Source organism: Vulcanisaeta distributa DSM 14429, assembly GCF_000148385.1.
Classification (GTDB): Archaea; Thermoproteota; Thermoprotei; order Thermoproteales; family Thermocladiaceae; genus Vulcanisaeta; species Vulcanisaeta distributa.
Window position 1 is genome coordinate 1373612 of sequence record NC_014537.1, and the last position, 26998, is coordinate 1400609.

The 26998-nt window shown below is 44.5% G+C and carries 29 protein-coding genes and 1 tRNA gene; 17 read left to right on the forward strand and 13 right to left on the reverse strand.

From position 1 onward, the window contains the following. On the reverse strand, positions 1–1320 hold the full coding sequence (locus VDIS_RS07100) for an MFS transporter (RefSeq protein WP_013336554.1): 1320 nt from the start codon (positions 1318–1320) through the stop codon (positions 1–3). A gap of 252 nt (positions 1321–1572) precedes the next feature. Between VDIS_RS07100 and VDIS_RS07105 the strand changes: the two genes are divergently transcribed. Together VDIS_RS07105 and VDIS_RS07110 are read left to right on the forward strand one after the other, a co-directional pair. After that, positions 1573–2118 carry a hemerythrin domain-containing protein gene (locus tag VDIS_RS07105; RefSeq protein WP_013336555.1) on the forward strand — a complete coding sequence of 182 codons (546 nt, stop codon included), beginning with the start codon at positions 1573–1575 and terminating at the stop codon, positions 2116–2118. A 272-nt stretch (positions 2119–2390) separates the two neighbouring features. Next, positions 2391–2696, forward strand: a complete 306-nt coding sequence (locus tag VDIS_RS07110; protein ID WP_013336556.1) for a DUF2250 domain-containing protein — start codon at positions 2391–2393, stop codon at positions 2694–2696. Here VDIS_RS07110 and VDIS_RS07115 read toward each other — a convergent pair. Continuing rightward, on the reverse strand, positions 2693–3202 hold the full coding sequence (locus VDIS_RS07115; RefSeq protein WP_013336557.1) for a PaREP1 family protein: 510 nt from the start codon (positions 3200–3202) through the stop codon (positions 2693–2695). The genes VDIS_RS07110 and VDIS_RS07115 overlap by 4 nt on opposite strands. Before the next feature lie 90 nt (positions 3203–3292). On the opposite strand from VDIS_RS07115, the gene tsaA reads away from it, so the two are divergent. Genes tsaA through VDIS_RS07130 form a run of 3 tightly spaced genes read left to right on the forward strand, consistent with a single transcriptional unit; the run spans position 3293 to position 4720 of the window. Continuing rightward, positions 3293–3799, forward strand: a complete 507-nt coding sequence (gene tsaA / locus VDIS_RS07120; protein WP_013336558.1) for a tRNA (N6-threonylcarbamoyladenosine(37)-N6)-methyltransferase TrmO — start codon at positions 3293–3295, stop codon at positions 3797–3799. A gap of 40 nt (positions 3800–3839) precedes the next feature. Beyond that, the gene (locus VDIS_RS07125) at positions 3840–4073 is read left to right on the forward strand and encodes a pepsin/retropepsin-like aspartic protease family protein (protein ID WP_013336559.1); all 234 of its coding nucleotides are present in this window, start codon (positions 3840–3842) and stop codon (positions 4071–4073) included. Between the two features lie 20 nt (positions 4074–4093). After that, the gene (locus tag VDIS_RS07130) at positions 4094–4720 is read left to right on the forward strand and encodes a helix-turn-helix domain-containing protein (RefSeq protein ID WP_013336560.1); all 627 of its coding nucleotides are present in this window, start codon (positions 4094–4096) and stop codon (positions 4718–4720) included. Here the strand turns inward: VDIS_RS07130 and VDIS_RS07135 are convergent. Together VDIS_RS07135 and VDIS_RS07140 are read right to left on the reverse strand one after the other, a co-directional pair. Further along, positions 4713–5090 carry a DUF488 domain-containing protein gene (locus tag VDIS_RS07135; RefSeq protein WP_245522470.1) on the reverse strand — a complete coding sequence of 126 codons (378 nt, stop codon included), beginning with the start codon at positions 5088–5090 and terminating at the stop codon, positions 4713–4715. The two genes, VDIS_RS07130 and VDIS_RS07135, sit on opposite strands and share 8 nt — an antisense overlap. Before the next feature lie 113 nt (positions 5091–5203). Next, positions 5204–7414, reverse strand: coding sequence for a nitric-oxide reductase large subunit (locus VDIS_RS07140; RefSeq protein ID WP_013336562.1), 2211 nt, complete (start codon positions 7412–7414; stop codon positions 5204–5206). A gap of 158 nt (positions 7415–7572) precedes the next feature. Here VDIS_RS07140 and VDIS_RS07145 point away from each other — a divergent pair, with 158 nt between their 5' ends. Beyond that, entirely contained in the window at positions 7573–8115 is a 543-nt protein-coding gene (locus VDIS_RS07145) for a PaREP1 family protein (RefSeq protein ID WP_245522472.1), read from the forward strand. Positions 8116–8151: 36 nt separating this feature from the next. Here VDIS_RS07145 and VDIS_RS07150 read toward each other — a convergent pair whose 3' ends face one another. Then, entirely contained in the window at positions 8152–8445 is a 294-nt protein-coding gene (locus tag VDIS_RS07150) for a hypothetical protein (RefSeq protein ID WP_013336564.1), read from the reverse strand. A gap of 277 nt (positions 8446–8722) precedes the next feature. Here VDIS_RS07150 and VDIS_RS07155 point away from each other — a divergent pair, with 277 nt between their 5' ends. From VDIS_RS07155 to rhmD, 5 genes are all read left to right on the forward strand, one after another. Next, complete coding sequence (locus VDIS_RS07155; RefSeq protein WP_013336565.1) at positions 8723–10612, forward strand: 2-oxoacid:ferredoxin oxidoreductase subunit alpha; 1890 nt, start codon at positions 8723–8725, stop codon at positions 10610–10612. Beyond that, complete coding sequence (locus VDIS_RS07160; protein ID WP_013336566.1) at positions 10602–11552, forward strand: 2-oxoacid:ferredoxin oxidoreductase subunit beta; 951 nt, start codon at positions 10602–10604, stop codon at positions 11550–11552. The genes VDIS_RS07155 and VDIS_RS07160 overlap by 11 nt, the downstream gene beginning before the upstream one ends. A gap of 75 nt (positions 11553–11627) precedes the next feature. Further along, entirely contained in the window at positions 11628–12392 is a 765-nt protein-coding gene (locus VDIS_RS07165; RefSeq protein WP_013336567.1) for an ATPase domain-containing protein, read from the forward strand. A 114-nt stretch (positions 12393–12506) separates the two neighbouring features. Then, complete coding sequence (locus VDIS_RS07170) at positions 12507–13520, forward strand: galactitol-1-phosphate 5-dehydrogenase (protein WP_013336568.1); 1014 nt, start codon at positions 12507–12509, stop codon at positions 13518–13520. 22 nt (positions 13521–13542) lie between these two features. Further along, entirely contained in the window at positions 13543–14703 is a 1161-nt protein-coding gene (gene rhmD, locus VDIS_RS07175; protein ID WP_052885915.1) for an L-rhamnonate dehydratase, read from the forward strand. Positions 14704–14735: 32 nt separating this feature from the next. Here rhmD and VDIS_RS07180 read toward each other — a convergent pair whose 3' ends face one another. From VDIS_RS07180 to VDIS_RS07190, 3 genes are all read right to left on the reverse strand, one after another. After that, the gene (locus VDIS_RS07180) at positions 14736–15515 is read right to left on the reverse strand and encodes an MBL fold metallo-hydrolase (protein WP_013336570.1); all 780 of its coding nucleotides are present in this window, start codon (positions 15513–15515) and stop codon (positions 14736–14738) included. A 9-nt stretch (positions 15516–15524) separates the two neighbouring features. Further along, positions 15525–16556, reverse strand: coding sequence for an NAD(P)-dependent alcohol dehydrogenase (locus tag VDIS_RS07185; protein ID WP_013336571.1), 1032 nt, complete (start codon positions 16554–16556; stop codon positions 15525–15527). Between the two features lie 116 nt (positions 16557–16672). Then, entirely contained in the window at positions 16673–18034 is a 1362-nt protein-coding gene (locus VDIS_RS07190) for an MFS transporter (protein WP_013336572.1), read from the reverse strand. Between the two features lie 126 nt (positions 18035–18160). On the opposite strand from VDIS_RS07190, the gene VDIS_RS07195 reads away from it, so the two are divergent. Continuing rightward, positions 18161–18853: a helix-turn-helix domain-containing protein gene (locus VDIS_RS07195; RefSeq protein WP_013336573.1), complete on the forward strand. Its 693-nt coding sequence runs from the start codon at positions 18161–18163 to the stop codon at positions 18851–18853. Positions 18854–18860: 7 nt separating this feature from the next. Here VDIS_RS07195 and VDIS_RS07200 read toward each other — a convergent pair whose 3' ends face one another. Then, on the reverse strand, positions 18861–19925 hold the full coding sequence (locus VDIS_RS07200; RefSeq protein WP_013336574.1) for an inositol-3-phosphate synthase: 1065 nt from the start codon (positions 19923–19925) through the stop codon (positions 18861–18863). 48 nt (positions 19926–19973) lie between these two features. Beyond that, positions 19974–20462, reverse strand: a complete 489-nt coding sequence (locus tag VDIS_RS07205; RefSeq protein WP_013336575.1) for a hypothetical protein — start codon at positions 20460–20462, stop codon at positions 19974–19976. A 63-nt stretch (positions 20463–20525) separates the two neighbouring features. Between VDIS_RS07205 and tmk the strand changes: the two genes are divergently transcribed. Together tmk and VDIS_RS07215 are read left to right on the forward strand one after the other, a co-directional pair. Then, the gene (gene tmk, locus VDIS_RS07210) at positions 20526–21125 is read left to right on the forward strand and encodes a dTMP kinase (protein ID WP_013336576.1); all 600 of its coding nucleotides are present in this window, start codon (positions 20526–20528) and stop codon (positions 21123–21125) included. Between the two features lie 27 nt (positions 21126–21152). Beyond that, positions 21153–22136, forward strand: a complete 984-nt coding sequence (locus VDIS_RS07215) for a cyclic pyranopterin monophosphate synthase MoaC (RefSeq protein WP_013336577.1) — start codon at positions 21153–21155, stop codon at positions 22134–22136. On the opposite strand, the gene VDIS_RS07220 is transcribed toward VDIS_RS07215, so the two are convergent. Then, positions 22133–22822: a nucleotidyltransferase family protein gene (locus VDIS_RS07220; protein ID WP_013336578.1), complete on the reverse strand. Its 690-nt coding sequence runs from the start codon at positions 22820–22822 to the stop codon at positions 22133–22135. The genes VDIS_RS07215 and VDIS_RS07220 overlap by 4 nt on opposite strands. A gap of 97 nt (positions 22823–22919) precedes the next feature. Between VDIS_RS07220 and VDIS_RS07225 the strand changes: the two genes are divergently transcribed. Together VDIS_RS07225 and VDIS_RS07230 are read left to right on the forward strand one after the other, a co-directional pair. After that, complete coding sequence (locus VDIS_RS07225) at positions 22920–23588, forward strand: 3,4-dihydroxy-2-butanone-4-phosphate synthase (RefSeq protein WP_013336579.1); 669 nt, start codon at positions 22920–22922, stop codon at positions 23586–23588. A 233-nt stretch (positions 23589–23821) separates the two neighbouring features. Next, on the forward strand, positions 23822–24013 hold the full coding sequence (locus tag VDIS_RS07230) for a chromatin protein Cren7 (RefSeq protein ID WP_013336828.1): 192 nt from the start codon (positions 23822–23824) through the stop codon (positions 24011–24013). A gap of 519 nt (positions 24014–24532) precedes the next feature. Here the strand turns inward: VDIS_RS07230 and VDIS_RS07240 are convergent. Beyond that, positions 24533–24609, reverse strand: a tRNA-Arg gene (locus tag VDIS_RS07240). A gap of 52 nt (positions 24610–24661) precedes the next feature. After that, positions 24662–25723, reverse strand: coding sequence for a TIGR04084 family radical SAM/SPASM domain-containing protein (locus VDIS_RS07245; RefSeq protein ID WP_013336582.1), 1062 nt, complete (start codon positions 25721–25723; stop codon positions 24662–24664). 74 nt (positions 25724–25797) lie between these two features. Between VDIS_RS07245 and VDIS_RS07250 the strand changes: the two genes are divergently transcribed. Next, positions 25798–26982 carry a DUF1512 domain-containing protein gene (locus VDIS_RS07250; RefSeq protein ID WP_013336583.1) on the forward strand — a complete coding sequence of 395 codons (1185 nt, stop codon included), beginning with the start codon at positions 25798–25800 and terminating at the stop codon, positions 26980–26982. The last annotated feature ends 16 nt before the right edge of the window (positions 26983–26998 follow it).

The following is a 26998-nucleotide window of genomic DNA, read 5'->3' on the forward strand; positions in this document are numbered from 1 at the left end:
CTAATGTCCCTTATGCCTACGTTCGTAGGAATAAAGTATTATCCCGAAGATCACAGACAACGCGCCAAACACTGTATAGATAATGAACCCAAGTGCGTAACCCACGTGGCCGTAAATAGCAACGAAGGCCGCCATGGCAGGTGGTATCAACAATCCACCGGCTGAGCCCAGGCCACCGACCCAGCCAGTGGCACCACCCACGGCCTCTGGAACGTACTTAGGCACCAACTTAAACACAGCGGCGTTAGCTATGCCCATGCCGATGGCCATGATAATCGTCCCGATGGCACTGAGGGTAAAGGTATGGCTTAGCATCATGATTACGCTACCAACGACTAGGACTACGTATGAGACAATGGCCACCTTCTCACCACCCCACTTATCGCTGAACCAACCGCCTGGTACCCTCATCAGCGCCGTAAGGAGGGAGTAAACGATGCCGGTCATGAGACCGGCCATTGCAATACTCAGTGATAGGTAGTTAGTCCAATATGTTGGCAGCCACTCAGTGAGTGCCTCAAACCCACCAAAGGATATGAAGTACATTACGACTAAGAGCCATGTACGCCAAATCCTGGCAGACTCGCCTAGGCTCTTAACGGCTGAACCACTGGGTATTAACTCCTCACCAAGCTCCTTAGCCATGCCCACGGCATTATCACGGTTAACCCTCCTAACTAGCTGGAAGTAGTAGGCGTCGTAACCAATCACGGCGAATATCACGGTCATGACCACCAGGAATACCAACCACGCCGTGTACGCGCCAACCAATCCAAGGCTTGCCAACGCATACGGTAGTATGGCCGTGAATATTCCCGGCGCCGCATTACCAAACCCAGCAAAAGCACCCAACGCAAAGCCCTGGCGCTTTTGCGGGAACCAGTAGGACACGTAAGCTATTCCCGATGCAAATGTCGATATTCCCGTGCCAGCAACAGCACCAAAGAGCATTAGAAGTGCGTAATCCAGGACATGCGATGTTACGGCACCGGTCAATATCGCATGTAGGGTCAGGATTAACCCAATCATACCGACTACGGCAATGATTAACTGCGTCAGTATTATCCTCCTACCACCAACATTATCAACAAGTGCGCCAAAGGGTATTCTAAGTAGGGCGCCCGTTACCAACGGTATTGCAACCAGCCAGCCAACCTCAACAATATTTAAGTGAAGTAGCGGCGCCACGGTGTGGACCGTTATACCAAATAACGCAACTGCGGCAAACCCTGCAAAGAATGCTACAGTACCAGCTATAAGACCTGTCGTGGGGCTTCCACGAATGCCATACCTCTCTAGTATCTCCTTACGCCTAGGCATGCCCATATATGATTTTTCGACCTTTTATTTTTTTCCTAAAATAGGAAGAACCAAAATACTTTGATAAATACCGTGCATATTGATATGAATTTAAATAATTATAAAAATATATAAATCAATGCATAAATATGCATAATAATTCAATCACGACCTCGTTAAGGGCTCCTGTGACGTTTTTCGTAAGTGTGTGCGTGCATTGTCACGAAATTAAATTATTTAATTATCCTCCAGCTGTCTCACATCTGATTGCGTATGGTTATTAGGGTTAATACCGCGTACGTGATTGATAATTTAATTAAGGATCATGATGTTATCCTTGAGTCACTTAAAGTCCTTTATAAGATAGTGAATAGCGATAACCCTGACGCCAGGGACCTTGAGTTTTTAATAAGGTTCTTTGATGCATTTATTGATAAGTGCCATCATGCTAAGGAGGAGTACATATTGTTCCCATCATTGAACCTGAGGTTATTTCCATTTGAGGGTAGCCCCGTTTATGTCATGGTTACCGAGCACGGCATTGCCAGGTACTTGATAAGGATAAGCGAGGAACTACTCAGGATATGGATTGATAATAAGGATGAGGGTGCAAGGCAGGCATTAATAGATCACCTAAAGCTCCTTGCGGACCACCTTACACAGCATATTAGGAAGGAGAACGATGTGTTGTTCCCTGGGTCACTGGCATTGGATACGCTAGAGAGTTCGAGAACCGTTGAGGATATTGAGAATGAGACAGGGCATGAGAAGTGGGTTATGGAGATTAATGAGTTAAAGAAGAAGTACGGCATTACCTAAACAACCGTGAAAAAGCTCAATTTTTCGTGAAAAATATACTTAAAATTATTTAATTACACTACTTAACTTCACTTTTCTTAAGGTATTTCCATTAATTTCTAAAAATTTCTAATATTAATGTTTAGTCTCTTTGTAGTATTAATAACCTCCTTAGGCACCTCATAGATGCCAAATACCTACCCTACCTTAAATACTATCTATTCCACATTATTGTTCTAAATTTTGACTAAGTCAAATTTAATTAACGTAGCTCTGCAACTAATTCATACCCTATGGATGGACTCACAGACAAGGACATTGCCGTACTTATGCACCTGAAGAGGGCTAATGTGGATTATGGCAAGTCAATAGCCATTAACACGGGTATTCCGCTCGAGGAGGTGTTGCAGATTCTCGATAAGCTTGAGTCGATGGGCTTAATTGAGAGGGTCAGGGGTGGTAAGACGCTCAAGAGGAGTGTTGCTAAGTTTAAGCTTAGTAATGAGGTTCGTAAGCACCACGTCTATTACAGGCTCTCAAGGCGCGGTGAGTTACTGGTTAGGAGCCTTAGGAGAGGCGGCAAAGCCCAGGGAACCTAGCCGGAGTGCTGGATATTGGTTAGTGATGATATTATCTTTTTACCACCCTCGATTATTGTTGCAATGTCCTGTCTAACTATGTCGAGGTCCAGGTAACGACTCAGTGAACCCTCCCTATCAAGCCCACTATATTGGAATTCATGTAGGTCCAGGGCTAACTCCGTCAGTAACACCACGTCACTGCCGTATTTACGGCTTGGGAGTGTAGCCACCTTCTTCATGCGTATCGTGGGCATCGTGGCTATTACGTAATCGACAGCCTCAACCCTAACCCTCTCCTTAAGCCTAACGAAGCCCCTGAACTCACCTGCCAATTCGCTACGTGAGTTGGCGGCCAGGACTGCTAGGACAGCCTTCCAGCCCTGAAATGCCTTACCCGCGGCATTCCTGTACAGCCTATTCTTTAGGAATTCCTCCGCCAACTCAAGCTCGTAGAGTGCCTCTTTGGCCCTGGCCTCAATATACTTGTTAATGTCCTTCCAGGGATGAGCTACGTGTTCTTCCATCTTTAGCCTGAAAGCGCCTGGGCATGGCTATAAATGCCTTTATTCATGGTTACTAGCAAGGTTTATCTAATCCCGTGCTTTACTCAATCGATGGTTGAGTACGCGCTTAAGCCCATTGGCTATGTTGAGGTCGGCCTCCCAAGGCCTAATGAGCCGGATAGAGGTCGATACGCCACTAGGTATGACTTCATTGGCGTTGTTAGGGTTTATGATGAGTACGTGGATGGATTGCTGGGACTTGAGGAGTACTCCCACGTAATGCTCATTTACATATTCCATGAGCAGAGGGAGGTCAGACTCAGGGTTAGGCTGAAGGGAACGGATAAAGAGGTCGGCATATTTGCCACTAGATATCCGTTAAGGCCAAACCCCATTGGTCTATCGGTGCTGGAGCTCGTTAAGGTTGAACCACCCAGGCTGTGGTTGAGGGGTCTCGACGCCTGGACAGGGACTCCCATACTTGACATTAAGCCCTATGACTACTACGACGTTGTTAAGAAGCCGAGGGTTCCCAGGGAATTTGAGGAGGAGTGGGTGAGGAGCTATATTGAGAAGGGGTATGGTGAGAAGGTTCCATGGCTGGGCCCGTGTCCCTAATGCCCTAAGGGTTGTTAATCCCGTAAGTACTACCTTATCGATGGGCCATGTACGGATCAATGCCAAGGTCAGTAATGCCGACTTGAGTAGGGTTATTGAGGTTGATAGGTCTAGGGCGTGGGTTGAGATTGAGGGTAGGGGTGAGATTGTGCCTGTGCTTGTGTCGGGCATAATCGATAAGGTCTTGATCGGCGTAACCACGCTCGAGGTTCTCGAGCTTGAGGTTGACCCAGTGACTGGTAAATTGAGGGAACGTACACCACTGCTTTATTAACCCTGATGTGCTAAGATACCGTGGTTTTAAAGGTATTCCTTGAGGCTCATAGGAGCGATTGCAGGGTTCAAAACGCACTCAAGGCGCTTAATCTAGACTTTAGCATAGCCAGGGTCAATGTGGGTGATGAGGTATCAACGCACTTAGTTAAGTTGGGTAAGCCCGTGAATAGGGACTTACTTAATTACCTGAGGAGGAGTGGGCTTAGGATTAACGTGATTGATGAGGAGACCCTGTGGGTCTCAGCGCCGAGTTGTAGCGCCTGTAGGGCGTTAAGTAGGGCTGGGCTTCTTGTGGAGGGTGGTAAGCCGGGTAATGAGGACTCCATTGTTTATACTGTGCTCTCACCAGGCATTAAGCGGTTAAGGATGAGTATTAGGCAGTTGAGGTCTAGCGGTGTTAAGGTGAGGGTTCTTGACATGGAGCAATTGCCCATGCCGAGTCCCACGGAAAGGCAGTTGGAGGTCCTACTCCTTGCGTATAAGATGGGGTATTTCGATAGGGAGGTTAACCTTAAGGAATTGGCTAAGCAGCTTGGCTTGTCAATATCTACGGTTAGTGAGTTACTTAGGAAGACTCTTAAGAAGGTTGTGACGCACTATTTTGAGGAGATCGGCATTACCATTGATGAGGATAGACCTAAATAACCTCGTAATCAAACCCATACCTAACCTTTAAGTACTCGGCGAGTGCCACGGCATTATTACGTAACTTATCCCTAGTGGCATAAAGTAGGGTTACGGCACCATTACCACGTATTATACTTAATAATTTGCTTAAATCGTTAATATTTCTATCAAGCTCACTCCAATACTTAAGCCTAAACTCATCCCATTTGGCAGGGTCATGGTTAAACCAACGCCTCAACTCGTCACTCGGCGCTAAATCCCTTAACCACACGTCTATCCTAGCCCTCTCACGACTTAAGCCCCTGGGCCATAACCTATCAACAAGTACTCTAACGCCATCGCTGAGGTCGGGCTCATCATAAACACGTTTAACCTTAATTCTCATCATTAGTACTATAAGATTCATTATGGTACTTATTAATAGTAAATCAAAGTATTTCTATGATGATCATGGAAAACCAGTTTTAATTTTTAATTAATTAAGAACTAAGGACGATAGTACTAGGACCTGCTCACACCCAAGGCTTCAAGTAATGGTTTGCCCAATGCCTTCCTAAATCTAAGGAGCATTCCAAATATAACTATGGCGAAGCCGAGCGCTGCGACTAAGTCGCCAATCATCCTAAGCCAAACGAATTCATCAACTAATGGCAACTCCCAGAAGCCAGGATGACCACTTGGTGTTATTATAGTCTTTATGAACCAATAGCCGTACTTAAGCTCATACATGAACTGTAGCACGCCTAGGGGTACTAATGATAGCAATGCCTGGAGGTAGAAGCCAACACCTATGATAATGGCTGCCCACCTCATGTACTTAAGATCCCTATCACTAAAGCCACCAGATAATGCGAATGCAACCACCCACATCATTATGCTGGGTAAGCCGTAAGCCAGTGGGAAGGCTAAGTGGGCGTGTGCCATTGTGGTTTGTGCGTCATGTAGGAAGTAATTGAGTAGGGGTAGGTTTATGAGGCCGGCGCCAAACGCCACAACGCCTATACCACCGCCAATACCCGCGACTAGGGCATAGGTTACAATGGTCTTTTGAAGCTCAGTCCTAATTTCGCCCCTACGCCACAGCAATATTACATAAATTATTACAAAACCCAGCGGTATTGCCTCGAGGGTGCTCATGACGGCCCCCACATACATCCAGAAGGTGGGTAAACCATTGAAGTAGTAGTGGTGCGCGGTCCCGATCATGCCGGTGATTATTTCCAGGGTGGCGTCCATACCCGCGACTACGGTGCCCAACTTAGGCGGTATTAAGCCGGCTACGACGAGGAGCACGACTGTGACTGTAACCACTATGGGCGGCCAAAAGCCTTCGACAAACGCATGTATTGTCATCCACCTGAAGTACTCATCCACTTGGAAGTCAGGCCAGGGTTGTATGATTGGCAGTGCGCCTATGAAGGCGCCGGCCGCCGTACCTGCTATGGCTATTGATAGTATCTTTGCGAAGGGCTTCAATGATTCAGGCGCTGTTCTTGATGCCCTACTCCATAGGTATGATACGTAGCCCAGTATCGCCGTTATTAGTATTAGCCATAAAGTGCCCTGGGTCGTAACATCTCTCCCCTGAGCCCCTATTATGAACCACCAAGGCGCTGGTATTAACTGGAGGTAGCTCGCCCATATACCGAGCAACGTGCCGATTGAGACCAATACCCCAATGACCAGCACCGTGAGTACTTGTCTCCTACTCACACTTAGTCCGAAGTATGGGAATACGAAGAAGGAAAAGGCAATCCAGGTTACTGCAATCCAAAGTACGGCAAGAGTATAATGAAGCGCCCTACTGACGTTGAAGGGTAGTATTGGTATGAGGTTTATGCCGTATAATGATGTGTCTACGTATAAATGCATTGTATAGGCGCCGAGAAGCCCCTGAATCCCGAGGGCTATTCCAGCAAGTAGGAAGGCGATTAAAGTGAGTCTTTGCGCATCGTTGGGCGATGGCAATTGTATGCTTAACCTCGGCTCATTCCAATAATCCATTAGCTTGAGTACTACGTAGCCCGCCATGGGCATTACAGTGAGCATTATTGTAAATAACGTGATCCAGGAGGCGTAGGTAACATTGGCCGTAGGCTCAATTAGGCCCGGCATATATGGGAAACCGTTGGTATAACCCTGCATTGCAATCATGAAGCTCCACGTGAAGTAGGCGACTAAATCCTTGACAACGGTCTCATTAGTTATTAGGTCGGGCTTCAACCTAAACTGCTCAGATGCAGGTCCAAGCATCCAGGAGTAGAACTTGACGGCATTGTAGAATCCCTGGGCGAACTCATCACTAACAACGATTACATCGCCCTTAGGCGTTGGGTCCGCCTTAATTGGCATTAAATCCTGCCTTATGATGGCCATGGCACTTGCATTGTCCTGAGGCACGGCGTCAAAGCCCAGGTAATGCGCGGCGGTATCCTCGTAAATCCTCAGGGTGTATGATGTGAAGTCAATACCGAAGTAACTCCCCATGCCTAGTATTGATCCGTAATCCATAAGCCCATACTTCTGGAAGTAGTACTTGCCCATGACCACATCATTGTAAGTAAATAATACAGTACCATTCTCAGTAACCACGGCTGCGGGTATTGGCGGTAAATGCGTGAACGTATACCACGCCATAATGCCGTAAGCCACGTAGACGAGTATCGTAACCATAAGCACGACCCGAGGCCATACTGAGTTACGCCCGGCCATGGTGATCAATATTTACTCACGTTTTAGTTATTAATATCGTAACAACCCAAATAGTTTGACGGTACATAATGATCATTAATGTTTAGATTTATATTTAACATTATTCAAATATATACATTTAAATAATAAGTGCTTAATCGAAAGTATGGCTCATTTAATTGATTAGAGTTAATGATAAGGCTTTTATTGAGGGATGGCATTACCTTAGATATAAGTTCATGTTGCCTGGGCAACTTGGTAAGCCTCGGAAGGATCTACGGGCATACATTGAGGCCAGGAGAGCTGAGGCTTCGGCTGAGGTTAGGTTAGCATTAAGGCTGTTGGTTGAGGGTTACACCAGGAACGCCGCCGGTAAGGCGTTTCAGGCATTTAAATCATTGCTTGCCGCATTGGCCGGTGAGAGGAGGGAGGAGCTTCGCAATAGTATTAAGAATGTTGATAAGGTAATAGCCTACATGCCCACCTCCATGATTCGCGATGTGGGTAAGTTACTTGGCCTTGAGAAAGAGTCCCTGCTTGCGTTGGCGCTTCATCAGTATCAATATAATGGTGTTGATCCCGAGGGTATCATGAGCATATATACGTCAAGGGACGCCGCAATGAAGGACATATGCAACTTACTGGATAGTGTGGTTAGGGTTCTGGGGGATGAACCATTAAAGCAGGAATTAAGTAACGTGTGTGGGTCCTTTCAAGGATAGTTTTAATTTTTAATTTTAAATGTTAGGACCTCGCACCTAACTAACCATTGGAACCTCCTCAGGCGCAACTTCGTCCGGCATGAACCTATTAGTTAGTACGTGGCCCCTCCTCAAATGCTCGAGAGCCTCCTCAAGGTCAAAGATTGGGTGCTTACAATCAATACAGTAAACCCAGCCAAATGTTGACAATGCCTCCCTCAACCGATTCTCGGCATCCTTCGAGAAGCGACTATGCTTAGCACCCTCCTCCTTAGTGACTATGCGATCCTTAAGGTAGCCAAACCACATATGAATGGCATGGGGTATGAATTCCTCCTCACCCTCGCTCATTAACTTCCTATAGTTTGAGGGTGTGTTTAAGTTTTTATTAAGAAGTTTTTCAATATTTTATGAATTTTCTCATAAACTATTCTGAATTATTACCTAATTAATAGAATATTACTCATTAAGTTATGAGTATTTATGTTAATAGTTCTTAAATTATCTATGTCAATTTAAAATAATTAATAATTAACAACTGTATTCTAACTGGTGACTGAAGGACGCTTTTTATACCGGGTGTTGATGGTTCCTTGATAAGTATGATATGCGTGGTGGGTGATGCCGTATGAATGAGTTGAGGTACGTAATCGGTGGTCCTCAGGGTGGTGGTTTGGAGACTACGTCTGAGATACTTTCATGGGCCTTTGCTAGGTCTGGCTATGGCATTATTTCTGATAGGGAGTACTTCTCGAATATTAAGGGCAGGCATAGTTATGTCCACGCCACAGTCTCAGCCACAGAGTTGCCTAAGCACCTTACTTACCCGGTCGATATTGTGGCTGCCATGGATGCAGAGACAGTGTTCACGCACTTTAATGATCTTAGGGATGGTGGTTACTTAATCTATAATAGTGATGACGACTCCGTTAATTACGCGAGCATACCCAGTATGGAGAGGGAGTTGAAGGATAGGTTAAGCGAGCAGTTTAAGGAGCTTGGTCTTGATGGTACGGTTAAGTCCGTGATTAAGTACCTACAGAGTAATAAGAAGACACGCGTGGTCGCCCTGAGCTTTAAGGAATTACTCATGGAGATACAGAAGCGTGAAGGCATTGTTCCATCCCAAGCATCTAGGTACATAAGCACGATACTCGTTGGCGCCGTGGCGGCGATAACGGACATCAGTGAGGAAAGCCTTGATTATAGCCTTAGGAGGAGGTTCACGAGGGAGGATGTTTATAGGCATAATAGGGTTATGGCGGAGATAGTAATTGACCTAGTCAAGAGCCAATTCGGTTCGGAGCTTAAGCTTGACCCTCCGAAAATAGGCGTCAAGAGTATCCTCGTGGCCAGCGGTAATGATGCGATAGCGATGGCTAAGGTCGTGGCTGGGGTTAGGTTCCAGGCATACTACCCAATAACGCCGGCCGCTGACGAGAGCTTCACGCTTGAGGAGTACGAGACGCTGGGTGGTGAGGGTTCAATAATCGTCTTCCAAACCGAGGATGAGCTTGCCGCGATCAATGCGGCCATAGGCGCTGCCTTAACGGGTGTCAGGAGCTCGGTGGCGACGAGTGGTCCAGGCTTTGACTTGATGGTTGAGGGTCTCGGGTGGGCAGGCCATAATGAGGTTCCTGTTGTGGTCACGTACTATCAAAGGGGTGGACCAAGCACTGGGCAGCCGACCAGGGGTGGTCAAAGTGACTTATTGTCATCGGTATTTGCCTCTCACGGTGAATACCCGAGGATTGTACTTGCAAGTGGTGATCATGAGGAGGCATTTTACGATGCAATTGATGCGTTTAATTATGCAGAGACGTACCAGGTACCCGTCATACACCTTGTCGATAAGTTCCTAGCTAACACGATAGCCACAATACCAATGCCGAACCTAGATAATGTGAGGATAACCAGGGGTGTGCTGGCGCCAAAGGGCCTTAAGGAGTACAAGAGGTTTGATCTATCAAGCCCCATATCACCGAGGGCATTTTTAGGTGAGTATGTGATGTGGTATACAGGCGATGAACATGATGAGTATGGGCACATTAATGAGGACCCAGTCAATAGAGTTAGGATGATGAATAAGAGGATGAGTAAGCTCGATATAATAGATAGGGAGATACCCGAGGAGAGAAGGTACGCCTACTTTGGCCCTGAGAGACCAGACGTGCTACTGGTTGGTTGGGGCTTTGTGAAGGGTACCGCTGTGAAGGCTATTGAGGAACTTAATGAGGAGGGGGTAAGGGTGGGTTATTATCATATTAGGATGTTCATACCATTCCCAAGAAACTCACTAACAAAGTTTGCCAACGAGGTTGGGGCTGGCAACCTGGTGGCTGTGGAGCATAATTACATGGCCCAGGCAGCGAAGTTGGTGGCTATGAATACCGGCGTCATGATTAACAAGTCAATAGTTAAATACACAGGGAGGCCCATGTACGTTCATGAGCTCGTGAATGCCGTTAAAAACGTGTTAAGGGGTAGTACGAGGGAGGTGGTGAGCTATGGAGCGTAAGATAAAGCTTACAATAAATGATTACAAGACCAACGTATGGGTTGATTGGTGCCCAGGATGTGGTAACTACGGAATACTCTCAGCCATGTACCAAGCCTTCGCCGACCTACAGCTCGAGCCTGAGAAGACCGTGGTTGTCTCCGGGATTGGTTGCTCGGGCAAGACGCCACACTTCATAAATGTGACCGGCGTTCACACGCTGCATGGTAGGGCGCTGCCGTACGCTGAGGGGATAAAGCTTGCCAATCCCGACCTAACCGTGGTGGTTAATGTTGGTGATGGTGACTTACTCGGTATTGGGGCGGCACACTTCGTGGCTTTGGGTAGGAGGAATGTGGATCTAGTCGTTATAATGCATGATAATACCGTCTACGGCTTAACTAAAGGTCAAGCAAGCCCAACGCTGGCTAGGAACCTGCAGCCCAAGGCACTTCCTAAGCCTAACATACAGGATGCGGTCAACCCAATAGGCCTTGCGATTGCCGCTGGCTACACCTTCATTGCCAGGGGCTATGCCGCGAGGGTTCAGCATCTTAAGGAGTTGATAAAGAAGGCAATACTCCATAAGGGCGCCGCATTCATTGATGTGTTGCAGCCATGCGTTACCTACGACAATATACACACGTATGATTACTACAATAAGAGGGTTTATGACCTGCAGGAGAAGGGTTGGGACCCAGTGGTTAAGAGTCCCGAGGAGCTACCGCAGAAGGCTGCGCAGGCGTTGGTTAAGTCGTATGAGGGTGATGGTAGGATACCAATTGGCATATTCCTAATCAACCCGAATGTACCTACGTTCGAGGAGAGATACGCGCAGAGACTGCCAAGTTACCTAAAGGTGCCGCCGGCTAGGGAGCCCATTGAGGTTGGTGGTAAGCCCGTGATAACCACGGAGAAGTTTAAGGACTTATTCAGGAAGTACGTGATAGAGCTTAAGTAGGGAGTCATCTCTACCTTCTCCTTCTAAAAATGGTGTCCGCAATCTTTATATTTAACCAACTGTGTTATTGACGTAATGTCATTATACTATGATTTAGTACCAACGGGAATCCCAGGGCTTGATGAGGCGCTTGGTGGCGGATTAATTAGGGGTAGGACGTACCTAATCAGTGGTGAGACAGGCACGGGCAAGACCCTACTATCACTATCATTCCTAATAAACGGTATCTACAAATACGGCGAGCCTGGTATCTACGTATCCGTTGATGAGACGTACGACCAATTAATGAACGGTGTTAGGAGGTTTGGTTGGGACCTTGAGGCACTTAGGGAGCAGGGTTACCTGGAGGTCCTCATACCCGAGATGGATATTATCGAGAAGATTAGGGAGAAGGATCCAATAACAATAGCCAAGTCCCTGGTATACACAATAGCTGATTACGCAAAGTCCCTAGATGCTCAGAGACTTGTCATAGACCCAATAGCGCCGTTGGTAACACTTGAGAAAGATGTTCAAGTTCTTAGGGAGTACATTAGGGCGTTAGTTATGGGTATTGAGAGGGAGGTTGGTGTTACAACGATAATAACCACGGAAATACCAACGGGAGCCAGGGTAATCTCTAGGTATGGAGTTGAGGAATTCCTGGCAGCTGGAGTATTCGTAATGGGACTAGCCCAAACAACCGAGGGTGACTTCAAGAGGTACTTATTCATTAGGAAAATGAGGTGGCAAGCTGTCCAACCGACAATACTGGAGGTTGAGATACAGCCAAAGATAGGCGTTGTCGTTAAAGGACCACTTAAGGACGTCCATATACCATTCTATGCATTAATGATGTAATTCAATATTGTTTTCAATTAATAATTTACGGAGTACTTCACGGGAAGATTTTAGTAATGATTATGCAACATGTATGTATATACTTATTTATTTAACATTTTTAATTTTAAATTAATGAAGGCGCTGGTTTGGACTGCGATTAAGAGAATGGAGGTTAAGGATGTTGAGAAGCCTAAGCCTAGCCTGGGCTGGGTTCTTCTTAGGGTAAGGTATACCGGCATATGCGGTTCCGATGTATCTGGTTTTCTGGGGCTGAATGAATTGCGTAAACCACCGTTAATAATGGGTCATGAGTTCACGGGAGTTGTTGAAGAGGTGGGTCCTAATGTTCCTAAGGATATAATTGGTAGGTTGTTTGCCGTGAATCCAATCGTTGGTTGCGGACATTGCAGGTACTGTAAAATGGGCCTTAAGAATCTATGTATTGAAAGGAAGATAATCGGCATTGATTACCCAGGTGCGTATGCGGAATACGTATTAGCGCCATACGACAATCTATACCCGGTTAGTGATCCTGTTAGAGGTGCGTTGGCTGAGCCATTGGCAACGTCATTAAGGGCCGTTAGGTTATCAAACGCATCCCTTGGAGACTCCGTCTTAGTTCTTGGGGCTGGGCCCGTCGGCGCCTTTGCAATAAAGCTCTTATCAGCCAGTGGTATTAGGGATCTAACGGTCGTTGAAATTAATAAGAATAGGCTTGAATGGGCCCGTAGGTTTGGAGCCACAAGACTTATTGAGAAGAGCGGCGATGAGGCGTTAAAGGAGATTAAGGAATTATATCCTGAGGGTGTGGATGTAGTTATTGATGCTGTCGGTTCTGAAAGTACGAGACGATTAGCGATAAACGCAGTACGAAGAGGCGGTAGAATAATCTTCGTCGGTTTACATGATAATGAGGTTAAAATACCAGGTAACGTAATTGTCAGGAATGAAATTGAGATAAAGGGCTCCTTCTCATATACAGATGAAGACTTTAGGAGATCAGTAAATCTATTAGAGCAGGGACTCCTCGATCCACGTGAGGGTTGGGTTGATATTAGACCACTTGAACGCGGTCAAGAATCCTTCGAGGAATTAACAGGAACGTACACAAGGTACGTTAAAATAATGCTCACACCAGGTGAGTAATATGAATAATGAGGCTGAAATTATAAAGATCAAGGACGTCAGAGCTTACGTAGTTAAAGGTGGAGGTGCTGACTATCATGATCAATCACCGAATCACTGGATCCTCGGCTACATAGCAACACCAATATCGATATACCCAGAATATAGGGCAAGTAGAGCATCGTGGGGTTTAAACGTACTTGGCTCGTTAATTGTTGAAGTTGAGGATTCGAGAGGTGAGGTTGGCTTTGGCGTGAGCACCGGTGGTTATCCAGCTGCTTGGATAGTGGAGAACCATTTAAAGAGGTTCGTCGTTGGTAAGTATGTAGGTGAAATGGAGAAAACCTGGGATCAGATGTTTAAGGCCACGATATTCTATGGCAGGAGAGGGCTCGTCATGAATGCGATATCTGCGGTTGACCTTGCCCTATGGGATTTAGCGGGAAAAGTTAGGGGTCTGCCCGTTTACGACCTACTCGGCGGTCCCGTCAGAGATGAGATAGTGTTCTACGCAACCGGCCCTAGACCCGATATTGCAAAGAAGAAGGGCTTCATAGGTGGTAAGTTACCACTTAAGCATGGACCTGCCGATGGTATAGAGGGATTGAAGGAGAACGTGAGGATATTCAAGGAATGGAGGGAGCAACTTGGTGATGATTTCCTGCTTATGTATGATTGTTGGATGAGTTTAGACTTGCCATATGCTATGAGACTTGTAAGCGAGTTGAAGCCGTACGGTCTTTATTGGATTGAAGAACCGTTTATACCAGATGATTATTGGTCATACGGTGCCCTCGCTCAGATATTACCACCAACTTTACTAGCCAGCGGTGAACATGAATCAACACTTCACGGCTTTAGAATGCTTCTCGAGGCCGGTAAAGTAAATGTTATTCAACCAGACATAACCTGGGTCGGCGGCATAACGCCAATGATAAAAATATCAGCCCTCGCAGAGGCATACGGCGCGTATGTGATACCCCACGGTTCAAGCGTGTACGGCTATCACTTCATAATAACTAGGGTTAATAGCCCATTTGCTGAGTACCTCGTTGTATCTCCAGACGCTACAGAAATAATTCCCCAATTTAGTCCATTATTACTTAACGAACCAACCCCAGAAAATGGACGAATTAAGCTTAGTAGGAAGCCTGGCTTTGGAGTTGAGCTTAATAGAAAGATTGAGTTGGTAAGGGTAAAATAATCCATTGATTTTATTAGGTGTTTCATTGGTTTTTAAATAATCCATTGTTTGTATCTACTTACGTTTTCTGGATCATAGGCAGGTATTATATACTTACTAATGCCCCTAAGATATTCGTAGGCATTCAGGCATTCGTAAATGTCCTCAGCGATCCCAATGGGAACGTTCTCAGTTATGTTCCTCATTGTGAAGGCAGCATCTGTGTAGCTAACGATTCCATCCTTCGTCTCGAGTATTATAGCCATGGAACTCCTATGGTGACACCCAGTCCACTTAACCCTAACTCCAGGAACCACAACATCTTCATCATTTAGAAGTACAATCCTATCCCAAGCCTCCTCGAACAAGTACTCCCTAACATACCTGGGTAGATAAATGTCCCTGTTAAGGAAGGGAGATGGCCTTGGATTAACCACATCCTCAAACCAACCTCTCCTCGAGAAGTATATCTTCGCCTTCTTAAACAGGTCTATGTTACCCACGGTGTAATCCTGCACAGGCGTTATCACGACATGAGCAATATCGTCTGGCCTCAGATTTAACCTCCTAAGAACATTCTCAATCTTTTCATCCTCACTGACTGTAAAGCGACATCTATCACTGCCAGCCCATTCTCTGAGGAACTTATTCCTAAGGGTTAAATCCCTAACAAGGCCAGTACCAACTAGGACATATCCATCGTCAGTGTTAATAATCAATGAATAGAAAGAAAGTCTAACCCACCTATCGAACCACTGCATCCAATAAACCTCGGGCCCTGGAACCTCACCATGGTCTCCAACTTTAGCGAGCCAAAATCGCTTTACGCCCATGTCGGTCACCTACGGTGTTATTACAAATCTACCTAGTACTTTACCCTCCGCTAGCCTATTTAAAGCGTTGTTAATGGCATTCTCTTCGAGAGGCACCTTCTCTATGTAAGACCTTATTCCATGTTCCTTCACGAATTTAACCATCTCCTCCATCTCACTTATGGAGCCATAATTACTACCAATAACTATATATTGCCAAACTGTAGTTTCAAACACAGGTATCGGATAGGACTTACCCTCCATACCGACTAGTATAACGGCGCCGCCTGGTTCCAATAAGGGAATCATTTTTGCGGATTCATCATTGCCCACAAAGTCGAGCATTACGGCTACACCGTCCGGATTCAAATCCCTGATCACTTTATTAACTTCACTTGGATGTACTGCGTAGTGAGCTCCTAATTCCATGGCCCATTTAAGTTTATTATCACTTCTAGAAACTGCTATTATTTTTACATAAGGTGCTAAGTGCTTAAGGTATTGAATAGCGTACGACGCTAATCCACCAACGCCGTAGACAATAACCAGCGAGTCCGGTCTTAAATAAGGCAATGCCTTTTTAACAGCCGAGTATGAAGTTAAACCTGCATCAGCTAATGGTGCGGCCTCTACCGGGTCAATATCTATCTTAACTAAGTATCTATAATTAGGTACATATAGATACTCTGCATAGCCGCCATAATAATACGATTGGCCTGGAATAGCATGACCTCTACATTGCATACATTTATCAACACGGCAATACTTACAATTCAAGTCTGCCCATATCGCGTAAACAAGGACCTTATCACCAGGATTTAACCCCTTAACTCTTTTACCAACGGCCTCAACAACACCCGCATTTTCATGACCGAGAACAAAAGGCGTTTTAAATCCCTCTCTAGGCTCCTCACCTCTCCATAATCTTACGTCTGTCTTACACATACCAGCACCTACTATTCTAACGAGTACCGATTCATCATCACCGGGTTCAGGAATATCTACGTACCCCAACCTTAATGGTTTGCTGAACTCCTGAAGTATTGCTGCTTTCACCTTCACAATACTTAATGATATAAAGTATCTTATAAATCATGACTGCAACATGTTAGATTTAAACAGATTAAGAAAATCAATTTTAATTTAAAATAAAGTTTATTTTAAATTTATTAAATTAATTACGGAATCTTGCCTCCATAAAAGTCCCTTAAAACCTCCTCTAATGATTTACCCTGCGATTTGGGTCCATATAGATAACCTATTATTATGTTTAATATGAAGAATGTTGTGGCCACTGCCGCAATGGCTTTATATCCAATTACGGCTATTAAAGTTGGTACTATTAAGCTCCATACACCTAGGGCAAATCTCATCCAGGACCATGCAAAGCCCTGGGCGCTGTTCCTTATTTCAGTTGGGAATAATTCGGTCGACCAAACCCTTGTCTGTGGCCAAAGCCACATACCATGTCCAAATCCGAACCCTATTACGTTAAGTAATGCGACCCATAATATACTAAATGGTAAGAATATGGGCACTGCAAATGATATGGCGCATATGGCGGCAGCCACCGCATACATCACGTTCCTATTTAGCTTATCGGATAATTGCATATAAACTGCTACTACACCTATTATTGCTGTGATGAACCACAGTATGTCGCCTACATAAGCCATCGTGGTTGTTGTGAATCCAATATCCTTAAAGAAGTAGGGTAGGAAGAATCCAAAGGTTCCTGCGGGCACGCCCCAGAATATATAAATTGGTATTATGAAAGCTAATCCTTTCTTATACTTAAAGATATCACTCCATTTATATTTATACTGAGATTGTGCGCCTTGAGATGCGCTTGTCTGCTGAGTTGCCTGTTCACCAAGCTGTTTTAATGCTTCCTGAACTACGTTCGTCTTTCCAGCCACTAACCCCCACCTAGGTGACTCGATTAAGCCTCTTCTGAGGATCCATGTTATTATTGCAACGGCAGCCAATACACCGAACACAGCCCTAAAGGTTAATGCTCCATAGGGCTCAAAAGCTATACCAAGTAGAAGCATCACTATGGGTCCTATGTACCAAAAGAGGTTAGTAAATGCCATTAAGAATCCTCTTTTATATTTTGGTGCATATTCCGCTATTAATGACCAGGATGTAGGTACATCGAGACCAACAGCAATGCCAACAATTATATATCCTACTAAGAGCATAATATAATTAACGGCTGCGGCCATTATTAAAGCGCCTATGAAGTATGCAAGTAAATCATACATATAGATTGTTTTTCTTCCATACCTATCACCAAGTGGTCCCGCAATTATCGCCCCAACAAATGCAGCAAATGCGTTGGGACTAAATGCGGCGATGATGCCCAGCAAGAGAGATGTTAAATGGAACGTTGAAATCCAATATATGGTGGACACAGCGCCAGCGACTATTGAACCAGCATCTAGGAAATCACCCATCGCCGCTAAAACGGTCCACCTATAGTGAGCTAAGGTTAGTCTTGCCTCATCAAACCTCCTTATTACATCCCACGAGCTCATACGGCATTAATAATATATTTTTATAGATATAAAGTAGCTATGCAACATGTTGTATAACAGTTCTAGAAGTTTACATAAAATAAGGAAAAGAAAAAGTTTATAATAAAATCAATGGGCTAGAGTGCTGTGAGAAATATTAATTACAATATAACTTTACTAGATTTAACTTATGTTCATGAGGTTGACTGGACCGCAAGTATTACCGATTTTGATTGGGTTTATAGGGTTACTCAGGCTGGTTTTGATTACTCTAAGGGTGAGGTTATTGAGGTTGCAACATTAAGGGTTAATCGTAAGGATGATTTAAGGTATGTTTTTAGTTCATTACGTAAGCATGGTATTGACATGGTATATTTTATGGGTGTAAATCCTGGTTATCCTAAGTATGTTAAGGTTATTGTTAAGGGTAGTATTGACTTATCCACACGCTTCCTAGCTCAGGAACTTGGCCTCCTTGAGGTTTATGCCTACTACGTTAATGGTATTGAGCATTGGGGCTTCCTGGCCCTTAATCGTGAATCACTTGACCAATTCCTTAAGGAGATCACGAATTACGGTAAGATTTTAAGTAATAATATTAGGGTTTTAAAGATCGAGGATTTAATTACGGCGAATGCATCAAGGCTTGATGTATTCTTAAATTCAAGTGAGTATAAGGTGCTTAGGCACGCTTTTGAACGTGGCTTCTTTAATATTCCACGATCAATAAGTATGGACGAATTGTCTAAAGAACTTGGTCTTTCGAAATCCACGATAGATCGTTATTTACGATCATCACTAAATAAGATCCTCAGAATTATAGTAAGGAACGAAAATTAATAAGAAATCATTTATTGCGCTTGCCTTCAATAAATTCTATAAGCCATTGATAAGCCACGTCAGGTGGTGCATGCACTGGTGGGTTCTTGAAGGCCCATGCCGATAGACTGATGAGTGGCCCACCAATCTCCCTATCCATTGCCAGCTTCACTACCCTGACTATGTCGATCATGACGCCGGCATTGTTGAATGGGTCATAGACCTCGAGATCAACCCTAATCCTAATTGGTACGTTTGCGAATCCACGGGCCTCAATGAGCATGTGCGCAATCTTCCTACTGCCAAGAAACCTTATGTAGGCCACCGGCGATATGTATGCGTCGAAATCCTCACCCTCAGCCATCCTCTTAACAGCCTCGGTCTTAGTCCTCTCCTTCTGACCCTTCCTATACATTAGATTTAGGAAGTCTGGCGTGCCACCAACATTTAGTTGGTACGTGCCCTCGATCTTAACACCCCTCAACGCCAACAGCCTAATTATGGTCTTGTGAAGGACAGTGGCGCCTAGTTGATTCTGAACATCATCGCCAGCCAGCGGCAACTTAGCTTTCTCAAACTTCTCCTGCCACTCCTTCGACGTTGCTATTACCGACGGCATGGCATTCACGAAGGCAGTCCCGCTCCTCAATGCCGCCTCAGCATAGGCCTCACTAGCCCTTTGGGCTCCCGTTGGTAGGTAATTAATGAGAATATGCGCATTCGTGCTCTCTAACTCCCTAATGACATCCTCTATGGAACCCTCTGTAATTGGTATGAAAGTATTTCTTAACTGCTCGGCTATGCCATCAAGTAATGGACCAGCCCTCACAATAACGCCTAACTTACCAACATCAATTACCTTAAGTGCGTTGTTGGGCTCCGTGAATATTGCCTCACCGAGATCCTTACCAACCTTACGTGAGTCAACGTCAAAGGCTGCGACAACCCTTATGTCCCTTGGTTCATACGGTCCGATACGTTGAAATGCGAGCCCGACAGGTTCAGGTTCAATCTCGCAGTATTTAAGTCCCTGTATAAAGGCTGAGGCTGTATTACCGACGCCGGCTATTGCCACGTTAATGCTTGACTTCATTATGCACGCAATATTAACAGCTATTAATAAAGATTTCTCCCGATCAGTTCACTTACCCTTTAACACCGCACCCAGTATTAGGAGTATTACACCAACTATTACAAGGCCTATACTAACGATAGATGATTGTATGAAGGGCGCAAGCGTATCAGCATTGATCGTGCCGTATGTGTAATAAACCATCACATTCTCACTATAATTATTCACTATTGACAACATGCCTGGGCTTGTCTCGGGTACGTATACGATCACGTATTGCCCATCAACACCCCTCGACGCTAATCGACCTGGTACTGACGTGACCACCTGTAATGGTTTTCCTAAGGTATCATTATAGATAATCATTACTGCGATACCATTTTCTGGAACGGTGATCGTTATTGATGAGTTGGGTGAGACCAAGGTCTCATTACGTACCCCAGTAACTAGGGCCTCAACATCACTTGCTATTCCTGAGCTTAGGTAAATACCTATGAAGAATATGGCAATCCCAAGTACTATTAATACGCCACCCGTTATTAATAATTCCTTCCTCATTATCTCAATGCTGGGATGAATTATTTAATAAGTAATTCTCACTCTAATGGTTTAGGATTGGGCATGTTCGTGGCCATTGAGGGCATAGACGGTGTTGGTAAGTCAACGGTAATATCCATGTTAAGGAGGAAACTGGAGGAGAGTGGTTACAGGGTGTATACTACGGCTGAGCCCAGTCAGTCACCCATTGGCAGGTTAATAAGGGATTGGCTCCTCAAGCCTGGTTCAAATGTGGCACACCCATCAATATTCGCACTTCTCTTTACAGCTGATAGGGTTCAGCATTATTATGGTGAGGTTAAGCCTATGCTCGATAGTGGTTACTTAGTCATTACTGAGCGTTACATGGAGTCAACACTGGCGTATCAAGGCGCAATGGGACTGCAGCAGGAGTGGTTAATGGAGCTTCATAGGTTTGTGCCTAAGCCGGACCTAACAATAATTCTTGATGCGCCCGTCGATATCGTGATCAGTAGGTTACGTAGTAGGCGTGAGCTTGAGGTTTTTGAGGTCAATAGGGAGTTCCTCATTAAGGTTAGGGAGATCTTGCTGAGGCGGGCATTGATGAATAACTACCCAGTGGTTAATGCCAATAGGGACCTGGGCGCCGTCGTTGATGATGTTTACGGGTTAATAATTAATGCATTGAGGAGGGTAGTTTAAATAGGCGTAATGTGGTAATGCCTTGTTATGTCTGTTAAGATGATTGATATCACGAGTAAGGAGCCGGTCTATAGGGAGGCCATCGCCACGGGCTTCCTGAGGGTTGACGAGGACACAATGGGCGAGCTAATGAAGACCGGCGTTAGTGGCCTTGGTAATGCCGCGGCGATAGCTAAGGTAACGGCGATAAACGCAACAAAAACGGCTTGGAAGTACATACCGCTCCTTCACCCAGTGCCAATTACGTACATTGAGGCCAAGGTACGCTATGAAAAGAATGGAATTAGAATGGCGGTGTTGGCTAGGACGAAGGCTCAGACGGGCGTTGAGATGGATGCGTTGTTCGGCCTATTCACGGGTTTACTGGCTGCATGGAACACGATTAAGGGGTGTAGTAGGACATGTACTCCTGAGTGGGTCACAAACTTCATGGGCAAGCAAGTACAGACTTGCGGTTCTAGCCGTGTTGATGGTATGTTCGACATTAAAGTCGTTAGTAAGGTTAAGTCTGAGGATGGGGTAAGTCTATCACTAAGTGATTTTGAGGATAATACCGGCGGTTCACCCGTGGTGACCATGTTTGACGTAACCACAGAACCAACGTATTACGGTGAGGCATCGGCTAGAGGCTTCATAAAGCTTAGGGAGGGTACGATTGAGTTGATTAGGCAGGGTAAGGTGGAGAAGGGTGACGTAGTGACGGTCGCAAAGACGGCCTCAATAATGGCCACTAAGAGGACCTGGGAGGTTTTACCGCTCGTGCACCTTAATTACATTACATACGTTAATACCGATGTTAAGGTTGTTGAGGATGGGGTTGAGATTACCGTGGATACACGCAACGTGTCAAACACGGGCTCTGCCATGGAGGCTGTGTTCGCCGTTGGTGTTGGCTTATTGACTGTTTGGGATATGGTTAAGAAGTATGAGAAAGATGAGAATGGTCAATACCCATACACCGTGATAAGGGAGGTTAAGGTATTGAAGGCTCTTAAGACGCCTGCTGTTTAAGCGTAGACCTCACTTATTACCTTCTCAACCTCCTCAACGTCCTTAACCGTGTCCACTGACTTCCAATAAACATCCCTATAAATGACGCCCCTAATCCTCCTCTCACTCGCCAGTTTTGGGAATGCCGTAACCTCAATATCACCCTTATCAGGCAGGTACTTGAATATGTCCTTAGTGAATGCGTAAACACCCGCGTTTATTAAGTAATCAAGTAATGGTTTCTCCCTGAACTCCGTTATGAATCCCTCACGATCAACATGGACGATTCCGTAGGGACTCCTCATGGGGACTAGGGCTATTGTTGATATGACATTACTACTTAATTGCTCTATTAATGGCTTAATTGATAGGTTTGTTATTATATCTCCATTAAGCACTATGAATACCTCATCCTCAAGGAACTTCATGGCATTCTTAATGGCGCCACCAGTTCCTAGGGGCTCCTCCTCAACACTGTAGAATAGCCTAACGCCAAACCTAGAGCCATCACCCATAACCTCAAAGACCTTAGTCCTCAGGTAACCAACTGCGAGGACTATGTCCTTAATACCCTGCCTACTGAGCCACTCAATTTGCCATTGAAGTATTGGTTTACCACCAACCTCAATGAGTGGTTTTGGTCTATCCAGCGTCAATGGTTGAAGTCTCTTCCCGAAGCCCCCTGCCAGGATTAATGCCCTAACCATTAACTGGGAATTTAAATTAGCCCTATTAATGCATTAAGCATCATAAACCTGCATTTAAAGTTAAATTTATTAACTTAAACTCTAGGTTTAAGGGCATATGATCGATAAGGCATTGGAATTGCTTAGGCAGGGCAGGATAATATTCATACATGACTCCGATGACAGGGAGAATGAGGTTGATGCGGTGATCAGGGCTGACCACGTAACGCCATCAATAATTACCTGGATGAGAAAAAACGCGGGTGGTTTAATATGCTTCGTGACGGAGGACTCAATAGGTAAGCATTTAGGTCTTGACTTTATGAGTGATTTATTACGTAAGATAGGCTTTAATGGATTAGTTAAGAGGCCTAGCTATGGTGACGACCCGGCATTCTCAATATACGTCAATCATGTGAAGACAATAACGGGTATTAGGGATAGGGATAGGGCATTAACAATTACTAGGCTCGCCGATGTTGTTAAGATGATTAATGAGGGTAAAGTAATTGATGCCCGCAAGGTCTTCTATGAGGAGTTTTACGCACCAGGTCATGTACCAATACTCCTAGGGAGAATTGGGCGTAGGTTTGGGCATACCGAGTTGTCCCTGATGCTATCGAAGATTGCTGGAATACCGCCGGCTCTAGTGATAGTTGAAATGCTTAGTGATGACGGTGAGGCGTTAAGTAAGGATATTGTTAATAAGATAGCTAATGAATTAGGTACGGTACTTGTAAGTGGTGACGAAATAATCAGTGAAGCTAGGAGGCGTGGAATTATTTAAATAAATATATTTGAATAATAATCTATGTAATAGAATAATCGTATTAACTCACGTATTACTAATATACCTCCTGCCTTGATATTGTTTAATCTAAACTTGTCATAATTATCATAAAATTTGATATTAGTAAGGAAATTATGTGAGATTTAGCGTATTGAGACCGATATATTCGTCCGTTGCATTTCCAAGCGATGTTTTTAAATACTCCCGAACCAAGGAATTTATTGACCGGTATGGTTACGCTTGAGGATCTGGCTAAGAGGGAGTATGAGGTTGAGGGTAGGAAGTTGAGGCCTACGAAGGTTTGGAAGGTTCAGCCTAAGGGTAGGAAGGGCTTCGTAATGGCGTTGTTCAAGACACCAGACGGAAAAACAGTAAGAAAAGTAATAGCAAAAGTAGACGAACAAGGAAACATAATAACCTAAGGCACATAATAGCATTAAAATTAATCCATAAAAACCATACATTTTTCCTTTTATTTTTCTAAGAAATCATATTAATATGAACTGCTGGCTGGTCCTTATTGGAGATTGCTCAAGACCATGTAATTGCACAAGTGAACACCCACTGGTATTAAGTTCAAATCCTGGTATTACTAAGGATGATGGTATAGTTATTGTAGATGAAGGGACAAGGATTCCTTGTTGTATAGCAATAGTTAATGATGTTAAGTTCTTGAAGATGAATGAAGAAATAAGGATATACGTTTATTTAAAGGACTGCGATGTCCCCAGTGAGGATAATATAAATAGGATTATGAAGATCATAAGATCTCTGGGTTATACGATTAAGATTACGAGTATTGATCAAAGCCTATGTATAAAGCATCGAATTTAACTGAATTAAAATACCATATAATAGCTAAGGATGGAAATCAATGAATTATAAGTCCTTAAATAAATATCGATGTTCTATCGCATTCAATGAGGCAGAATTATCGATGATGGCGGCCCCGGTGGGATTTGAACCCACGACCTACGGCTCCGAAGGCCGCCGCTCTTCCTGACTGAGCTACGGGGCCGTAATATTTATTCTCACTTTTCCCTTTTATTTTTTAGGCGTATCTATGGGTCTTACGGTATTACCTCTGTTGAGTCTAGCACTGGGTCGTACATCAACTCATTACCATTAATAATGCCTTTCTTGATGAGTTCCTTAATCCTGGGCGCTATTGACAGTACTGCCTTTATAGTTTCCTTAGTCACGTAATCCACGGCTTCGACACCATCCCGACCCCAGTACTTCTCACCCTCCATTAATGCGTATAGGCACCTACCACCACAATAAGGTCTAAACTCGCAGTTCATGCATGTCTCAGGCAAACTCATCTTCATTAGTTTAAATCCATCATTAACACCTCCAAGGACCGCCCATTGCTCCCTAACAGCTATTGGGCATGCCAATACCCTGCCATCTGTCGAAACCGCAACTGCCCTATAACCTGCACCGCATGGTGGCCCTTCATATGGTTTAAATAAGTATGCACTTAATATGCCGAGTATCGGCACTATACCCAATACCTTACCCTCCTCGGCATTCCTCAGGAATAAACTCACTAATCTCTTAATACCTGGCAGGTAACTGCCGTTAGCCCACGTCTTAACATCCCATTTATTGGTCCATATCACGTTCAACTGCCAATGAACATAGTCAAAGCCAAGACCTAGCAGGTGCGTGACATCCTCGTATATGTCCGTTAATTCCGTAACCGTCATCCTGGCAATGATCCTCTTAACGCCTATGTTCCTTAGGTAATTGAGTGCATTAACAACAGCCCTATAAACACCTCTACCCCTATTGGTATCGGTAACGCTTTCCCTACCATCAATAGATAGTAAAACTACATCCATTCTCCTCCAATAGTCCCTGGGCAGTAAATTAACAAGGGTACCATTAGTCTGAATTCCAAATCTCCTTGCCCTGATATTGTCCATGGCCCACATTATGAAGCGTGGATTGAGCAGTGGCTCACCGCCGTAAAAAATCACCGTGGCATCCGCATCCCCCTCAATTAACCGTTTCAGCTTATTAACATCGTAAGTAACCCTCCAGGGTACAACATGTGGTTCAAAGGATCCTCCGCAGTACGAGCACTTAAGGTTGCATACGCCCGTTGTAAATAGAAGCCACAGCATCCTTAACACCCTTATTAATTTTGGTCGCTCATGCTCAGAATGCTTTTAAAACTAGTACCTGTTATTGTTAATTGATGGACATACTCACGATTTTACTGCAGGTACTACTGCAGACTGGATTGAATAATCAGAGTAGTTTCTGGAGCTTTATATCCACGATAATTTGGCTAATAATATTCGTACTACTCCTCACACCCTACTTCCAGAATTACATGGCAATAATGTGGTACTCATACAGCGTGGGGAACTTCCTCACTAGCCTAAGTAGGTTAATAATGAATAACGTTAACCTAGTTATTAACCATATTAACCAACTACTAAAGTCAAACGGCTCATCCCAATCAACGAATAAGAGCTTGGTCGAGAAAACAATACAAGACCTCATGGAGTTCGTGGTTATAGAGCCCGTTAGTGCCGAACCCACGGGATTAATGAGGACCCTTAAATTACTCGTGACATCCTATAATGAAAAGCTTGAGGACTCAATAAGGACTTTACTACCAAATATCGATAGGCCCCTTGTTCAGAATGTGGTTGATGCTGTTGATGGTTTAAGGGAATTGAATTACATATATAAAGTGATTATGCATTATTATAGGTTGAGTAATAAGTACAAGAATCCGTACTTAATGATGCAGGTATACATGTTATTACCAATCATTAGGGAGTACGTTAATGCATTAAATGGTGCGATAACAACATTCCTGAAGGGGCAGCCGGTTGGTGATGCAGCAGGTCCATTAACGGCATATAGGTTCATGAGGGGTTGTTCAGGTTTAACGGAGCTCACGCACAACATTAAGGACACGTACATTGGGCTTTGCGATTTTGAGGGTAGGAGGGTTTACGTTATTAAGGCTAGGGGTCCTGGAGGTACAGTTGGTAACCTCGATGATGGCATAATATACCTAATAGAGAGGGTTGGTGTTAAGCCGAGGATGATAATCACCGTGGACGCAGCCCTCAAGTTTGAGGGTGAGAAGACAGGGTCAATAGCGGAGGGTATTGGCGTCGCCATGGGCGGTATTGGTGTTGAGAGATTTAATATAGAAAGGACTGCCAGTAAGTATGGAATACCTCTCTACGCAATACTCATTAAGATGGGTTTACCTGAGGCGTTGTCGGCGATGACCAAGGACGTTGAAGGTGCGGTTAATGAGGCTGTGGAGAGGGTTAAGAGGGTTATTAGGGAGAGTGTTAGGGAGGGTGAGGAGGTAATACTCATTGGTGTTGGTAATACTGGTGGTGTTGCTCAGTAAGTAAGTAATTTATTTA

Excerpts from the sequence above, each read along its gene's own strand:
- VDIS_RS07125 (WP_013336559.1), top strand. The coding sequence starts at position 3,840 with ATGGGCCATGTACGGATCAATGCCAAGGTCAGTAATGCCGACTTGAGT.
- VDIS_RS07110 (WP_013336556.1), top strand. The coding sequence starts at position 2,391 with ATGGATGGACTCACAGACAAGGACATTGCCGTACTTATGCACCTGAAG.
- tmk (WP_013336576.1), top strand. The coding sequence starts at position 20,526 with ATGTTCGTGGCCATTGAGGGCATAGACGGTGTTGGTAAGTCAACGGTA.
- VDIS_RS07105 (WP_013336555.1), top strand. The coding sequence starts at position 1,573 with ATGGTTATTAGGGTTAATACCGCGTACGTGATTGATAATTTAATTAAG.
- VDIS_RS07220 (WP_013336578.1), bottom strand. The coding sequence starts at position 22,822 with ATGGTTAGGGCATTAATCCTGGCAGGGGGCTTCGGGAAGAGACTTCAA.
- VDIS_RS07250 (WP_013336583.1), top strand. The coding sequence starts at position 25,798 with ATGGACATACTCACGATTTTACTGCAGGTACTACTGCAGACTGGATTG.
- VDIS_RS07200 (WP_013336574.1), bottom strand. The coding sequence starts at position 19,925 with ATGAAGTCAAGCATTAACGTGGCAATAGCCGGCGTCGGTAATACAGCC.
- VDIS_RS07215 (WP_013336577.1), top strand. The coding sequence starts at position 21,153 with ATGTCTGTTAAGATGATTGATATCACGAGTAAGGAGCCGGTCTATAGG.
- VDIS_RS07170 (WP_013336568.1), top strand. The coding sequence starts at position 12,507 with ATGAAGGCGCTGGTTTGGACTGCGATTAAGAGAATGGAGGTTAAGGAT.
- VDIS_RS07115 (WP_013336557.1), bottom strand. The coding sequence starts at position 3,202 with ATGGAAGAACACGTAGCTCATCCCTGGAAGGACATTAACAAGTATATT.
- VDIS_RS07165 (WP_013336567.1), top strand. The coding sequence starts at position 11,628 with ATGTCATTATACTATGATTTAGTACCAACGGGAATCCCAGGGCTTGAT.
- VDIS_RS07135 (WP_245522470.1), bottom strand. The coding sequence starts at position 5,090 with ATGATGAGAATTAAGGTTAAACGTGTTTATGATGAGCCCGACCTCAGC.
- VDIS_RS07225 (WP_013336579.1), top strand. The coding sequence starts at position 22,920 with ATGATCGATAAGGCATTGGAATTGCTTAGGCAGGGCAGGATAATATTC.
- VDIS_RS07230 (WP_013336828.1), top strand. The coding sequence starts at position 23,822 with ATGGTTACGCTTGAGGATCTGGCTAAGAGGGAGTATGAGGTTGAGGGT.
- VDIS_RS07190 (WP_013336572.1), bottom strand. The coding sequence starts at position 18,034 with ATGAGCTCGTGGGATGTAATAAGGAGGTTTGATGAGGCAAGACTAACC.
- VDIS_RS07245 (WP_013336582.1), bottom strand. The coding sequence starts at position 25,723 with ATGCTGTGGCTTCTATTTACAACGGGCGTATGCAACCTTAAGTGCTCG.
- VDIS_RS07180 (WP_013336570.1), bottom strand. The coding sequence starts at position 15,515 with ATGGGCGTAAAGCGATTTTGGCTCGCTAAAGTTGGAGACCATGGTGAG.
- VDIS_RS07140 (WP_013336562.1), bottom strand. The coding sequence starts at position 7,414 with ATGGCCGGGCGTAACTCAGTATGGCCTCGGGTCGTGCTTATGGTTACG.
- VDIS_RS07100 (WP_013336554.1), bottom strand. The coding sequence starts at position 1,320 with ATGCCTAGGCGTAAGGAGATACTAGAGAGGTATGGCATTCGTGGAAGC.
- VDIS_RS07160 (WP_013336566.1), top strand. The coding sequence starts at position 10,602 with ATGGAGCGTAAGATAAAGCTTACAATAAATGATTACAAGACCAACGTA.
- VDIS_RS07205 (WP_013336575.1), bottom strand. The coding sequence starts at position 20,462 with ATGAGGAAGGAATTATTAATAACGGGTGGCGTATTAATAGTACTTGGG.
- tsaA (WP_013336558.1), top strand. The coding sequence starts at position 3,293 with ATGGTTGAGTACGCGCTTAAGCCCATTGGCTATGTTGAGGTCGGCCTC.
- VDIS_RS07150 (WP_013336564.1), bottom strand. The coding sequence starts at position 8,445 with ATGAGCGAGGGTGAGGAGGAATTCATACCCCATGCCATTCATATGTGG.
- VDIS_RS07155 (WP_013336565.1), top strand. The coding sequence starts at position 8,723 with ATGAATGAGTTGAGGTACGTAATCGGTGGTCCTCAGGGTGGTGGTTTG.